This is a genomic window from Streptomyces sp. NPDC058371 (assembly GCF_042723265.1).
In the GTDB taxonomy this organism is placed as follows: domain Bacteria; phylum Actinomycetota; class Actinomycetes; order Streptomycetales; family Streptomycetaceae; genus Streptomyces.
In genome coordinates this window covers 174,106-187,150 of record NZ_JBHXJC010000007.1, presented here as the reverse complement: position 1 = coordinate 187,150, position 13,045 = coordinate 174,106, and the positions used below count along the sequence as shown (strand labels likewise).

Annotated in this window: 10 protein-coding genes and 1 pseudogene; 9 read left to right on the top strand and 2 right to left on the bottom strand. The window is 70.4% G+C overall.

What is annotated here, in order from left to right:
- The first annotated feature begins 39 nt into the window (after positions 1-39).
- From ACFWM2_RS22195 to ACFWM2_RS22175, 5 genes are all read left to right on the top strand, one after another.
- Positions 40-1,257 (top strand): sensor histidine kinase, encoded by a 1,218-nt coding sequence (locus tag ACFWM2_RS22195; protein ID WP_383282466.1) that lies wholly within the window; start codon positions 40-42, stop codon positions 1,255-1,257.
- Between the two features lie 333 nt (positions 1,258-1,590).
- Positions 1,591-2,946 carry a sensor histidine kinase gene (locus ACFWM2_RS22190; protein ID WP_383282463.1) on the top strand — a complete coding sequence of 452 codons (1,356 nt, stop codon included), beginning with the start codon at positions 1,591-1,593 and terminating at the stop codon, positions 2,944-2,946.
- 362 nt (positions 2,947-3,308) lie between these two features.
- Complete coding sequence (locus ACFWM2_RS22185; protein ID WP_383282460.1) at positions 3,309-3,968, top strand: LuxR C-terminal-related transcriptional regulator; 660 nt, start codon at positions 3,309-3,311, stop codon at positions 3,966-3,968.
- A gap of 296 nt (positions 3,969-4,264) precedes the next feature.
- Entirely contained in the window at positions 4,265-6,196 is a 1,932-nt protein-coding gene (locus ACFWM2_RS22180; protein ID WP_383282457.1) for a 2-oxoacid:acceptor oxidoreductase subunit alpha, read from the top strand.
- Positions 6,189-7,268 carry a 2-oxoacid:ferredoxin oxidoreductase subunit beta gene (locus ACFWM2_RS22175; protein ID WP_383282454.1) on the top strand — a complete coding sequence of 360 codons (1,080 nt, stop codon included), beginning with the start codon at positions 6,189-6,191 and terminating at the stop codon, positions 7,266-7,268. Before ACFWM2_RS22180 ends, ACFWM2_RS22175 begins: the two co-directional genes overlap by 8 nt.
- 36 nt (positions 7,269-7,304) lie before the next feature.
- Here the strand turns inward: ACFWM2_RS22175 and ACFWM2_RS22170 are convergent, their stop codons facing one another.
- Entirely contained in the window at positions 7,305-7,721 is a 417-nt protein-coding gene (locus ACFWM2_RS22170) for a winged helix-turn-helix transcriptional regulator (RefSeq protein WP_383282451.1), read from the bottom strand.
- A gap of 92 nt (positions 7,722-7,813) precedes the next feature.
- Between ACFWM2_RS22170 and ACFWM2_RS22165 the strand changes: the two genes are divergently transcribed.
- Together ACFWM2_RS22165 and rarD are read left to right on the top strand one after the other, a co-directional pair.
- The gene (locus ACFWM2_RS22165) at positions 7,814-8,674 is read left to right on the top strand and encodes an SDR family oxidoreductase (protein ID WP_383282448.1); all 861 of its coding nucleotides are present in this window, start codon (positions 7,814-7,816) and stop codon (positions 8,672-8,674) included.
- Between the two features lie 167 nt (positions 8,675-8,841).
- Positions 8,842-9,855 carry an EamA family transporter RarD gene (gene rarD, locus ACFWM2_RS22160; protein WP_383282445.1) on the top strand — a complete coding sequence of 338 codons (1,014 nt, stop codon included), beginning with the start codon at positions 8,842-8,844 and terminating at the stop codon, positions 9,853-9,855.
- Between the two features lie 80 nt (positions 9,856-9,935).
- Here the strand turns inward: rarD and ACFWM2_RS22155 are convergent.
- Positions 9,936-11,021, bottom strand: a pseudogene (locus tag ACFWM2_RS22155) (MFS transporter); the annotation flags it as partial.
- Positions 11,022-11,219: 198 nt separating this feature from the next.
- On the opposite strand from ACFWM2_RS22155, the gene ACFWM2_RS22150 reads away from it, so the two are divergent.
- Both ACFWM2_RS22150 and ACFWM2_RS22145 read left to right on the top strand, forming a co-directional pair.
- Positions 11,220-11,690: a winged helix-turn-helix transcriptional regulator gene (locus tag ACFWM2_RS22150; RefSeq protein ID WP_383282442.1), complete on the top strand. Its 471-nt coding sequence runs from the start codon at positions 11,220-11,222 to the stop codon at positions 11,688-11,690.
- Between the two features lie 278 nt (positions 11,691-11,968).
- Positions 11,969-12,916: a M28 family metallopeptidase gene (locus ACFWM2_RS22145; protein ID WP_383282439.1), complete on the top strand. Its 948-nt coding sequence runs from the start codon at positions 11,969-11,971 to the stop codon at positions 12,914-12,916.
- The last annotated feature ends 129 nt before the right edge of the window (positions 12,917-13,045 follow it).

Below are 13,045 nucleotides of genomic sequence, written 5' to 3'. Positions count from 1 at the left end.
TCATGGCGCGGGAGCGCGCCGACGGGCACGCTGGCGGATATGACCGAACGCATGACGATCACTGGCCCTTCGGACGGGACGTCCGACAGCGAGCGGCTGCCGCCCGCGCGCCTCGCCCTGGACCGGCAGACCTGGAAGGAGATCGCGCATCTCCTCGCCAATCTGCCGGTCGCGATCATCGGCTTCGTGTACGTCGTGACGCTGATGGCCACGGGTGCCGGGCTCTCGGTGACGGTCATCGGGCTGCCGCTCCTGGCGGGCGGGCTGATGGGCGCGCGGCTGCTGGGCAAGGCCGAGCGGGCGCGGGCGCGCAAGCTGTTGGGCGTACGGATCGACGAGCCGAGTCCGCTGCCGGTGCGCAGGACCGGTTTCTTCGGCTGGCTCTGGTCGACGCTGAAGGACCCGGTGGGCTGGCGGACGACGCTGTACGAGTTCATCCGGCTGCCCTGGGGCATCGCGACGTTCACGATCACGTTGGTCTCCTTCTTCGTGCTGTGGCCGGTGCTGCCGTTCATCGCGCGCGGGCTGACGAACGCGGACCGGGCGATGGTGCGCGGGCTGCTGTCCCCCTCGGACGAGTTGGAGCGGCGCATCGCCGAGCTGGAGTCGGACCGCGGGGTGGTGGTCGACACGGCCGCGGCCGACCTGCGGCGCATCGAGCGGGATCTGCACGACGGGGCACAGGCCCGGCTGGTCAACCTCGCGATGGGCCTCGGCCTGGCCAAGGAGAAGCTGCTGGAGGGCCAGGCCGACGACACCGTCGCGGTGATGGTCGAGGAGGCGCACGGCGAGGTGAAGCTCGCGCTGCAGGAACTGCGTGACCTGGCCCGCGGCATCCACCCGGCGGTGCTGACGGACCGCGGTCTCGACGCCGCCCTGTCCGCGATCGCCTCCCGCTGCACGGTGCCGGTGAAGGTGACGGCCGATCTGGACACGCGGCCTGCGGCGGCCATCGAGGGCATCGCGTACTTCACCGTCTCCGAGCTGCTGCAGAACGTGAGCAAGCACAGTGGGGCGCGTTCGGCGTCGGTCGAGGTGTGGCGGACGGACCAGCGGCTGCTCATCCAGGTCTGGGACGACGGTCGCGGCGGGGCCGCTCTCGACGGCGGTACGGGGATGGCGGGCCTCGCGGACCGCCTGGGCGCGGTCGACGGACTGTTCGTCATCGACTCGCCGGTGGGCGGGCCGACCACGATCACGGCGGAACTGCCGTGGCGCGACCGGCAGCCCGGGGAGGAACGGCGGGGCCAGCGGTAGCCGCGACGGCCGCGCCCTCCGGAGCAGCCATCGCGAGGGCACGATCCCCCCAACTGCCGCCGCCCGCACCGGCTTTGGCGCGGCGGACGACCCCCTGCTGAACCGCACCCGCACCCGCACCCACGCCCGCCCGGGACCGAGGACCCAAACCGCACCCGCACCCGCACGACACCCAGGCCCCGAACCGCGCCCGGCGAAGCGGAGGTAGGGAAAACCCCCGGTCGAAGACGCCGATGGACTCCATGGTCCGCGGGGCGCCGGGCGCGCAGGGTGGAGATACGAGAGCCGACCTCCGGATGAGCAGAGCCGGACGAAGAGAAACGGACGACGCCGATGGCCACGGAGTACGGACAGGGGTACGGGCGGCAGACCGAGCCCGGATTCCACGGGGCGGGTGCCGGGGAGCGGCGGCACCGGCTGCCGGCCGCGCTGCGGGCGCCGATCGAGGCGCGCAGCTGGCGGGAGCTCGGCTATCTGATGCTGAGCCTGCCGATCAGCATCGTCACCTTCACCTACGCGGTCACCATGGTGTCGCTGGGCGCGGGCCTGCTGGTCACGTTCCTGGGGGTCCCGGTGCTCGCGGCGGCCCTGGCGGGGTGCCGGGGCTTCGGCACGCTGGAGCGGGCGCGGGCGCGGGGGCTGCTCGGCCTCGACGTCCCCGAGCCGGAGCCGCTGCGCCGGAAGGGCCACGGGGCGATGGCGTGGATGGGGGCGACGCTCAAGAGCGGCACGTCCTGGCGCCACCTGCTGTACGCGGTGCTGCAGCTGCCGTGGGCCGTCTTCGCCTTCTCGGTGGCGGTGACCTTCTGGGCGTACGGCTGGGCGATGCTGACGTATCCGCTGTGGTTCTGGCTCTTCCCGATGTACGGCGGGCAGGGCGGCATTCAGCTCTACGGCGACGAGGCGCACCGCATCTATCTCGACAACCCCTTCGAGATCGCGGTCACCGCGATGGTGGGGCTGCTGTTCACGATGGCCACGCCGTGGATCGTGCGGGCGCTGACGACGGTGGACCGGCTGATGGTGCACGGGCTGCTGGGTCCGTCGACGCTCGCGACCCGGGTGGTCGAGCTGGAGTCGGACCGCGGGGTGGTCGTGGACACGGCGGCCGCCGACCTGCGGCGTATCGAGCGGGATCTGCACGACGGTGCGCAGGCCCGGCTGGTCAACCTCGCGATGGGCCTCGGGCTGGCCAAGGAGAAGCTGTCGGAGGATCCGCAGGAGGCGGCGCGGATGGTGGACGAGGCGCACGGCGAGGTGAAGACGGCGCTTCAGGAGCTGCGGGATCTGGCGCGCGGGATCCACCCGGCGGTGCTGACGGACCGGGGCCTCGACGCCGCCCTGTCCGCGGTCGCGTCGCGCTGCACGGTGCCGGTGCAGGTGGAGGTGGATCTGCCGTCCCGGCCGGCGCCCGCGATCGAGGGGATCGCCTACTTCACGGTGTCGGAGCTGCTGCAGAACATCAGCAAGCACTCACGCGCGACACGCGCCACGGTCGATGTGTGGCGGGTCGAGAACCGGCTGATGCTTCAGGTCACGGACAACGGGATGGGCGGGGCCTCGGTGTCCGGCGGCTCCGGTCTCGCGGGGCTCGCGGAGCGGCTCGACGCGGTGGACGGGATCCTGGTGGTCGACTCCCCCACGGCCGGACCGACCCGCATCACGGCGGAACTGCCATGGCGGGGATGACACACCGGGCCACGCGCGGGTGACTCGTGAACTGCACGCCGTGAACTGCACGCCGTGAACCGCGGCTCGCGAACCGTGAACTGTGAGCTGCGATCTGTGAGCTGCGCTCCGGTGCTCCCCGGGAGACCCATACCGGGGAGCACCGGAATTTCAGGTGCCAATGGACGGCCCGCCCCCCGGGCTGCCCGCATGCGGTCCGTTTCGTCCGGATCGGCGGCCGGAACCGGGCGGCCTCGGACGCTGTTCCCGGGCCCATTCACGTCACCCGGGCGCGGCCGGCTCCCGATGCTGGAATGCTGGGGCCGGAGAACCGGCGCACGCCGGAACGGGGCTGTGGGGGGCCGAAGATCGTGGAGGACAGGGTGCGGGTGGTCATTGCCGAGGATTCAGTGCTGCTGAGAGAGGGCCTGACCCGGTTGCTGACCGACCGAGGACATGACGTCGTGGCCGGTGTCGGCGACGGCGAGGCACTGATCAAGACCATCACGGGGCTGGCGGGCCAGGGCGAGCTGCCGGACGTGGTCGTGGCCGACGTACGCATGCCGCCGACGCACACCGACGAGGGGGTCAGGGCCGCGGTGCAGCTGCGCAAGGCGCATCCCGGACTCGGTGTGCTGGTGCTGTCGCAGTACGTGGAGGAGCAGTACGCCACCGAACTGCTGGCCGGTTCCAGCCGTGGCGTCGGCTATCTGCTCAAGGACCGGGTGGCCGAGGTGCGCGAGTTCGTGGACGCCGTCGTGCGGGTGGCTCAGGGGGGTACCGCGCTGGACCCGGAAGTGGTGGCGCAGCTGCTCGGGCGCAGCCGCAAGCAGGACGTTCTCGCGGGGCTCACCCCGCGTGAGCGCGAGGTCCTCGGGCTGATGGCGGAGGGGCGGACGAACTCGGCGATCGCACGGCAGCTGGTGGTCAGTGACGGCGCCGTCGAGAAGCACGTCAGCAACATCTTCCTGAAGCTCGGGCTCTCCCCGAGCGACGGAGATCACCGGCGTGTTCTCGCGGTCCTCACCTACCTCAATTCGTGAGTACCTGACACTGTGTCAGTTGTCGAGTGCGCATCGAGGCTGCGGGTGTCCCGTTATCTGTGCGGACGCCCGCGCCACGCGTCGCGCACGAAACCGAAGGATGAACCGGGAGCGTCTTCCCGGAAAGCGCCGGGGGGCGAGCACATCATGGCGAATCAGCCCGTACAGCCTTCTCATATCGGCATCCATCATGCGAACGGCCGAAGGAAGGCGACCCTTACCGACGTAGGCTTGATCCTGGGGAGGTCGGCGGGACGCCCGCTCCCCGACAGCCGCCTCGAAGGAGGTCCAGTTCAGTGACCAGCCAGGTCAGCAGTCCAGCGGAACAGGCCGACGGAGCCGTCGTAGGAGAGCAGCGCAAACCGGCGGGCGCGAAGGACGTGAGGCGCCTCGACCGGGTGATCATCCGGTTCGCGGGGGACTCCGGTGACGGTATGCAGCTCACCGGTGACCGCTTCACCTCCGAGACGGCATCCTTCGGAAACGACCTCTCGACCCTGCCGAACTTCCCCGCCGAGATCCGCGCCCCCGCAGGCACGCTGCCGGGTGTCTCGTCGTTCCAGCTGCACTTCGCCGACCACGACATCCTCACGCCCGGGGACGCACCGAACGTGCTGGTCGCCATGAACCCGGCCGCGCTGAAGGCGAACATCGCCGACGTGCCGCGCGGCGCGGAGATCATCGTCAACACGGACGAGTTCACCAAACGGGCGATGGCCAAGGTCGGCTATGCCGCGAATCCGCTGGAGGACGGCTCCCTGGACGGCTACAGCGTCCACCCCGTCCCGCTGACGGCGCTCACCGTCGAGGCGCTCAAGGAGTTCGACCTCTCCCGCAAGGAGGCCGAGCGATCGAAGAACATGTTCGCGCTGGGCCTGCTGAGCTGGATGTACCACCGGCCGACCGAGGGCACCGAGAAGTTCCTCGCCGCCAAGTTCGCCAAAAAGCCGGACATCGCGGCCGCCAACCTCGCCGCGTTCCGGGCCGGCTGGAACTTCGGCGAGACGACCGAGGACTTCGCGGTCAGTTACGAGGTGGCCCCGGCCGCGCAGGCGTTCCCGCCGGGCACGTACCGGAACATCTCCGGGAACCTGGCGCTGTCGTACGGCCTGATCGCGGCGAGCCGCCAGGCCGATCTGCCGCTGTACCTCGGCTCGTACCCGATCACGCCGGCCTCCGACATCCTGCACGAGCTGAGCCGGCACAAGAACTTCGGCGTACGCACCTTCCAGGCCGAGGACGAGATCGCGGGCATCGGAGCAGCGCTCGGCGCGGCCTTCGGGGGCTCGCTGGGAGTGACGACCACGTCCGGCCCTGGTGTGGCGCTGAAGTCCGAGACGATCGGTCTTGCCGTCTCGCTCGAACTGCCGTTGCTGGTCATCGACATCCAGCGCGGCGGCCCGTCGACCGGTCTGCCCACCAAGACCGAACAGGCCGACCTGCTCCAGGCGATGTACGGCCGCAACGGCGAGGCCCCGGTCCCGATCGTGGCGCCGTGCACCCCCGGCGACTGCTTCGACGCCGCTCTCGAAGCGGCCCGTATCGCCCTCGCCTACCGCACCCCCGTCCTGCTGCTGTCCGACGGCTACCTCGCCAACGGCAGCGAGCCCTGGCGGATCCCGGACACCGACGAACTCCCGGACCTGCGCGTGCAGTTCACCCAGGGCCCCAACCACACCCTGGACGACGGCACCGAAGTCTTCTGGCCGTACAAACGCGACCCGGGGACCCTCGCCCGCCCGTGGGCCGTCCCCGGCACACCCGGCCTCGAACACCGCATCGGCGGCATCGAGAAGCAGGACGGGTCGGGCAACATCTCCTACGACCCCGCCAACCACGACTTCATGGTCCGCACCCGGCAGGCGAAGATCGACGGCATCGACGTCCCGGACATCGAAGCCGACGACCCCTCCGGAACCGCCAACACCCTTGTCCTGGGCTGGGGTTCCACCTACGGCCCCATCACCGCCGCCGTACGCCGGCTGCGCGCCGCCGGCGAATCCATCGCCCAGGCCCATCTGCGCCATCTCAACCCCTTCCCACGGAATCTGGGGGCCGTGCTGGGGCGTTACGACAAGGTGGTGATCCCCGAGATGAACCTCGGTCAGCTCGCCACGCTCATCCGTGCGAAATACCTGGTGGACGCCCACTCGTACAACCAGGTCAACGGAATGCCGTTCAAGGCGGAGCAGCTCGCCACGGCTCTCAAGGAGGCCATCGATGGCTGAGACGACCACGGAAGGCGCGGGCACGATCGAGGCGCTTTCCCTCGTGCCCAAGGCCGAGGCCAGACAGTCCATGAAGGACTTCAAGTCCGATCAGGAAGTGCGCTGGTGCCCCGGCTGCGGTGACTACGCGATCCTCGCGGCGGTGCAGGGCTTCATGCCCGAGCTGGGTCTCGCGAAGGAGAACATCGTCTTCGTCTCGGGCATCGGCTGCTCGTCCCGCTTCCCGTACTACATGAACACGTACGGGATGCACTCCATCCACGGCCGCGCCCCCGCCATCGCCACCGGACTGGCGTCCTCCCGGCGGGACTTGAGCGTGTGGGTGGTGACCGGGGACGGCGACGCGCTGTCCATCGGCGGCAACCACCTCATCCACGCGCTGCGCCGGAACGTGAACCTCAAGATCCTGCTCTTCAACAACCGGATCTACGGGCTGACCAAGGGGCAGTACTCGCCCACCTCCGAGGTCGGCAAGATCACCAAGTCGACGCCGATGGGTTCACTCGACGCGCCCTTCAACCCGGTCTCCCTGGCGATCGGCGCCGAGGCGTCCTTCGTGGCGCGGACCGTCGACTCCGACCGCAAGCACCTGACCGAGGTGCTGCGCCAGGCCGCCGCCCACCCCGGCACGGCGCTGGTGGAGATCTACCAGAACTGCAACATCTTCAACGACGGCGCCTTCGAGGTCCTCAAGGACAAGCAGCAGGCCGAGGAAGCCGTCATCCGCCTGGAGCACGGCAAGCCGATCCGCTTCGGCACCGACAACGCCAAGGGCGTGGTCCGGGACCAGCTGACCGGCGACCTCCGAGTCGTCACCGTCACGCCCGAGAACGAGTCGCTGATCCTGGTCCACGACGCGCACTCCCCGTCGCCGACCACGGCGTTCGCGCTCTCCCGCCTGGCCGACCCGGACACGCTGCACCACACCCCGATCGGCGTCTTCCGGTCCGTGGACCGGGCGGTCTACGACACGCAGATGTCCGACCAGCTGGACGCGGCCATCGAGCAGAACGGCAAGGGCGACCTGTCGGCGCTGCTGGCCGGCGGGGACACCTGGACGGTCGTCGGCTGACGGCGTTCTGCCGTACGTCCCACGAGGCCCGGACCCTCAGGTCCGGGCCTTCTCGGCTGCCTGGGCGCGGGGCGGCCGGTCCTGCGTCCGGGACCTGTCGTAGGTCTCGCGGGCTTCGAGGACCGCGTCCATCCGGTGCTCGGTCCAGCCCGCCAGGGCGGCCACCTGCTCGGCGGCCTCGCGGCCCAGATCGGTGAGCGAGTAGTCGACGCGCGGGGGGATGACGGGATGCGCGTCCCGGTGCACGAGACCGTCGCGCTCCAGCGTCTGCAGGGTCTGGGTGAGCATCTTCTCGCTGACCCGGCCGATGGCGCGGCGCAGCTCGCTGAAGCGGTACGGACGCTCCTTCAGCGCGATCAGGACCAGGACGCCCCAGCGGCTGGTGACATGTTCGAGGACCAGGCGGTACGGGCACATCGCCTCGCCGTCCGCCTTCCAGTTACTTACGGCCATGCCAGTACCTTACTTCAAAGTGGGTACTTTCCATAAGTTAGTGCAGCTCCTAGGGTGAGTGTCGAACCCACCCCACAAGGAGTTGTTTCCGCATGAGCATCGTCGTCACCGGAGCCACCGGCCACCTCGGCCGGCTTGTCATCGACGGACTGCTGGAGAAGGTCCCGGCCGCCGACGTCGTGGCCGTCGTCCGCGACAAGGAGAAGGCCGCCGGCCTGGCCGCCCGCGGTGTCGAGCTGCGGGTGGCCGACTACAGCGCGCCCGAGACCCTCGAAGGCGTCTTCGCCGCGGGTGACAAGGCGCTGCTGATCTCCGGCAGCGAGGTCGGGCAGCGTGTCCCGCAGCACCGGGCCGTGATCGACGCCGCGAAGGAGGCGGGTGTCGCGCTGCTGGCGTACACCGGCATCCTGGGCGGTCCGGACGCCGACTTCCTGCTGGCCGCCGAGCACAAGGTGACCGAGCAGGCGATCCTCGACTCCGGACTGCCGTACACGTTCCTGCGCAACGGCTGGTACCACGAGAACTACACCGAGAACCTCGCCCCCGTCCTGGAGCACGGCGCCGTCGTGCAGAGCGCCGGTGCCGGCCGGGTCGCCTCGGCCGCGCGCGCCGACTACGCGGCCGCCGCCGTCGCCGTACTGACCGGCGAGGGGCACGAGAACAAGGTGTACGAGCTGAGCGGTGACATCGCGTGGAGCTTCGCGGAGTACGCGGCCGAGCTGAGCGGGCAGACCGGCAGGGAGATCGCGTACAACAACGTGCCCGCCGAGGTGCTCCGGGGCATTCTGACCGGCGCCGGACTGCCCGAGCCGTTCGCCGCCCTCCTGGTCGACGTGGACGACGCCATCGAGCGCGGGCTGCTCGACCGTACCGACGGCGATCTGGCCCGGCTGACCGGGCGCCCCACCACACCGCTCGCGGACGCGGTCACGGCGGCGCTCAAGACCACCTGACCGGAGCGAACGACCGGCCCGGGGCCGGATGCACCGCAGCGCCCCGACCCCTCGCCCCTCCCCGCCTGTCATGACCGTATGGCGATACGGGCATGACAGGCGGGGGCGCTCGGCGCTACCTTCGGGGAGGCTGCACGGAGGCAGCCGCGCGCAACAGGGAGGTGCCGGTGGCCGGGCAGTCGAAGGGCGAGCAGCGGACAGGCCTGCTGAACGGTTTCGCCGCGTACGGCATGTGGGGGCTCGTCCCCCTCTTCTGGCCCCTGCTGAAGCCCGCCGGGGCGATCGAGATCCTCGCCCACCGGATGGTGTGGTCACTGGCCGTGGTGGGGGTCGCGCTGGTGGTACTGCGGCGCTGGGCCTGGCTGGGCGAGTTGCTGCGGCAGCCGCGCAAACTGGCCCTGGTCACGGTCGCGGCGACGGTCATCACCGTCAACTGGGGCGTCTACATCTGGTCCGTGAACGCGGGCCACGTGGTGGAGGCCTCCCTCGGCTACTTCATCAATCCGCTGGTCACCATCGCGCTGGGCGTCCTGGTCCTCAAGGAACGGATGCGGCCGGCACAGTGGGCCGCGGTCGGCGTCGCGTTCGCCGCGGTGATCGTGCTCACCATCGGCTACGGACGTCCGCCGTGGATCTCGCTCTGCCTCGCCTTCTCCTTCGGGACGTACGGCCTGGTGAAGAAGAAGGTCAACCTCGGCGGCATCGAGTCACTGGCCGCGGAGACGGCGGTCCAGTTCCTGCCGGCGCTGGCCTATCTGCTGTGGCTCGGCGCGCACGGCGACGCGACGTTCGCCACGCAGGGCGCGGGACACGCGGCGCTGCTCGCGTCGACGGGCGTCGTGACCGCACTCCCCCTCGTCTGCTTCGGCGCGGCCGCCATCCGGGTCCCGCTCTCCACGCTGGGGCTGCTGCAGTACCTGGCCCCGGTCTTCCAGTTCCTGCTCGGCATCCTCTACTTCCACGAGGCCATGCCGCCCGCGCGCTGGGCCGGGTTCGCGCTGGTCTGGCTCGCGCTGTCGCTGCTCACCTTCGACGCACTGCGCACGGCACGCCGCTCGGCCCGCACGCTGAGGGCCGAGATCAACGCCCCCAGGAACACCATCACCACCGGCACGGTCAGCGCCGCGCGGAAGGCGGACAGCGTGGCGGCCGGCCCCGATCCCGTGGACGCCAAGCCGTAGACCGCGGTCACCGCCGAGATGCCGAGCGCGGAGCCGAACTGCGTGGACGTGTGCAGCAGACCGCCGGCGAGCCCCTGCTCGGACTCGACGACGCCGTCGGTCGCCGCGATCGTCAACGGCCCGTAGGCCAGGGCGAAGGCGGTGCCCGCGATGATCAGCGTCGGGAACATCGCGGCGTAGGACCAGTCGGCGCCGACCGGCAGGAAGAGCGCGTACGCCACCACGGCGAGGGCGAACCCGCCGAGGACGACGCGGGCGTTGCCGAACCGCTCCACCAGCCGCGGGGTGAGGGTGGGCGCCAGGACCGCGTCGCAGCCCATCACCAGCAGAGCGATCGCGGTCTGGAACGACGACCAGCCGCGCAGCTCCTGAAGGTAGAGCGTGACGACGAACTGGAAGCCGAAGAAGGCGCCCACGAAGAGCAGCGCGCCGAGGTCGGCCCGGACGACGGAGCCCGTACGGAGGATGCCCAGGCGTACCAGGGGCGCGGCACTGCGGCGTTCGACGGACACGAAAGCGGTGGCCAGCAGGCCGGCCGCGAGCACCGCCGCCGCGGTCAACGGCCAGCCGTGCAGGCCGTGTTCGAGCCGGATCACCGCGTAGGCGGCGACCAGCATCGCTCCGGCGGCCGTCACCGCGCCCAGGATGTCGAAGCCCGCGCCGCGGGGGGCCACCGGCACCCGCGGGGCCGGGATCAGCCGGACCGCCGCCGTCAGCAGGGCGCCCGCGAGCAGCACCGGCGCGAAGAACACCCAGCGCCAGCCGAGTTCGGTGAGCAGGCCGCCGATCACCAGACCGAGGGAGAAGCCGCCGGCCGCCGTGCCGGCGAAGACCAGCAGCGCCCTGTTGCGCTGCGGCCCTTCCGGGTACGAGGTGGTGATCAGGGAGAGCGCGGCCGGGGTCATGAACGCGGCGGAGACACCCGTGACGAAGCGGGCGACGAGCAGCATCCAGCCTTCGGTGGCGAAGCCGCCGAGCCCCGAGAAGGCGAGGAAGACGGTCAGCCAGATGAGGAACATCCGGCGCCGGCCCAGTAGATCCGCCGCGCGCCCGCCGAGCAGCGTGAAGCCGGCGTAACCGAGGACGTAGGCGCTCATCACCCAGGCCGCGGTGCCCGTGGACAGATCGAGATCGGCTCTGATGGTGGGGATCGCGACACCGAGCATGGCGACGTCGATGCCCTCCAGGAAGATCGTTCCGCACAGCACGAGCAGCAGGGCCCAGGCTCGCGCGGTCAGGGGGTCGGCCGTGCGGGTGCCCATGCTTGCGCCCATGGTGAACTCCGTTTCAGGGGAAGGCGGTTACGCGACTGAGGGTCGGTTCCCTCTTGTAACCGTCGCCAGCCTGCGGCACCATCGGCAGGCATGGAAGAAGGCACTTCAAAGTCACCGAGTAACTGCGAGAGCACCGTGGACTACGGCGACACGGACCCCTTCCAGTGGGACACCCGGGAGGACTGCGAAGTACGGCAGATCCTCGACCGGGTGGGCGACAAGTGGTCCCTGCTCGTCATCGCCCTGCTCGACCGGCGCCGGCTGCGCTTCACGGAGCTGCGGCGGGAGATCGACGGCATCAGCCAGCGGATGCTGACCGTCACCCTGCGGCAGCTGGAGCGCGACGGGCTGGTGGAGCGAACCGTGCACCCGGTGGTGCCGCCCCGCGTGGAGTACGAACTCACCCCGCTCGGCGCCACGTTGCACACCACCATCCGAACCCTGGTGACCTGGACCGAGGAGCACCGCGAGGAGATCGCGGCGGCACGGACGGCGTACGACGCACGGGAGTCTCCCGCTCCCGCGGAGGCGGGTGGGCGACCGGTGGACGCACGGGGGTGAGGGGGCGAGGGGGCGAGGGTGTGACCAGGGAACGTACCGGCGCCAGGGCGCGAGGGTGTGACCAGCGGACGCGCCGGGGCGAGGGGATGGCCGGTGGACGCAAGGGGATGAAGGGGTGACCGGTATACGAACTCCCCTGACCGAATACCGCTCTTGACGACGGGTCAGTCTCAGCTTCACCATCCAGGCACCCCATTCACTGTGGAGTCCCTCGGATGCCGCCATGAACCGCTCATGGGCACGCCGAGGGATCCCTATGGAATCCGGAGCCCCCCACCATGAAGCTCTCCATTCCTGGGCGCGCCAAGGCGACCGCGGTCGCCGCGGTCGCCACGCTGCTCGTCGGCGGATCCATAGCCGGGGCGGCCCCCGCCCCCGTGGCAGCGGCCGCCGCGCCCGATCTCCCCGTGGCCAACGTCAAGGCCCACCTCGCCCAGTTCCAGTCCATCGCCACCGCCAACGGCGGCAACCGCGCGCACGGCCGCACGGGCTACAAGGCCTCCCTCGACTACGTCAAGGCCAAGCTGGACGCGGCCGGATTCACCACGACCGTCCAGCAGTTCACGTCCGGTGGCCGCACCGGCTACAACCTGATCGCCGACTGGCCCGGCGGCGACACCGGCAAGGTCGTCATGGCCGGCTCGCACCTCGACAGCGTGACGGCGGGCCCCGGCATCAACGACAACGGCTCCGGTTCCGCGGCGGTCCTGGAGACCGCGCTCGCCGTGTCCCGCGCCAACTACAAGCCCACGAAGCACCTCCGGTTCGCCTGGTGGGGCGCGGAGGAACTGGGCATGGTGGGCTCGCGCTACTACGTCAACAGCCTCGCCACCACCGACCGTTCGCGGATCAGCGGCTATCTGAACTTCGACATGATCGGCTCGCCGAACCCCGGTTACTTCGTCTACGACGACGACCCGGCCATCGAGAAGACCTTCAAGACCTACTTCACGGGCATCGGCGTCCCCACGGAGATCGAGACCGAGGGCGACGGCCGCTCCGACCACGCCCCCTTCAAGAGCGCGGGCATTCCCGTCGGCGGTCTGTTCAGCGGCGCCGACTACATCAAGACGGCCGCGCAGGCGGCCAAGTGGGGCGGCACGGCGGGCAAGGCGTTCGACGCCTGCTACCACGCCGCCTGCGACAAGTCGACGAACATCAACGACACGGCGCTGGACCGGAACGGCGACGCGTTGGCGTATGCCGTCTGGGAACTGTCGGCCTAGCCAACCGCTGGACTTCGAGCGCGGCCGCGGGGGGGGGGGGGGGCGAGAAGGGGGAGGGGGTTGTTTGGGGGGGGGGGCCTTGGGGGGTTGGAAAGCCGGTTTGGGGGGTGTGTGGAGGGGGAGGGGCTG

Excerpts from the sequence above, each read along its gene's own strand:
- ACFWM2_RS22170 (WP_383282451.1), bottom strand. The coding sequence starts at position 7,721 with ATGGCCGTAAGTAACTGGAAGGCGGACGGCGAGGCGATGTGCCCGTAC.
- ACFWM2_RS22145 (WP_383282439.1), top strand. The coding sequence starts at position 11,969 with ATGAAGCTCTCCATTCCTGGGCGCGCCAAGGCGACCGCGGTCGCCGCG.
- ACFWM2_RS22195 (WP_383282466.1), top strand. The coding sequence starts at position 40 with ATGACCGAACGCATGACGATCACTGGCCCTTCGGACGGGACGTCCGAC.
- ACFWM2_RS22190 (WP_383282463.1), top strand. The coding sequence starts at position 1,591 with ATGGCCACGGAGTACGGACAGGGGTACGGGCGGCAGACCGAGCCCGGA.
- ACFWM2_RS22150 (WP_383282442.1), top strand. The coding sequence starts at position 11,220 with ATGGAAGAAGGCACTTCAAAGTCACCGAGTAACTGCGAGAGCACCGTG.
- ACFWM2_RS22175 (WP_383282454.1), top strand. The coding sequence starts at position 6,189 with ATGGCTGAGACGACCACGGAAGGCGCGGGCACGATCGAGGCGCTTTCC.
- ACFWM2_RS22165 (WP_383282448.1), top strand. The coding sequence starts at position 7,814 with ATGAGCATCGTCGTCACCGGAGCCACCGGCCACCTCGGCCGGCTTGTC.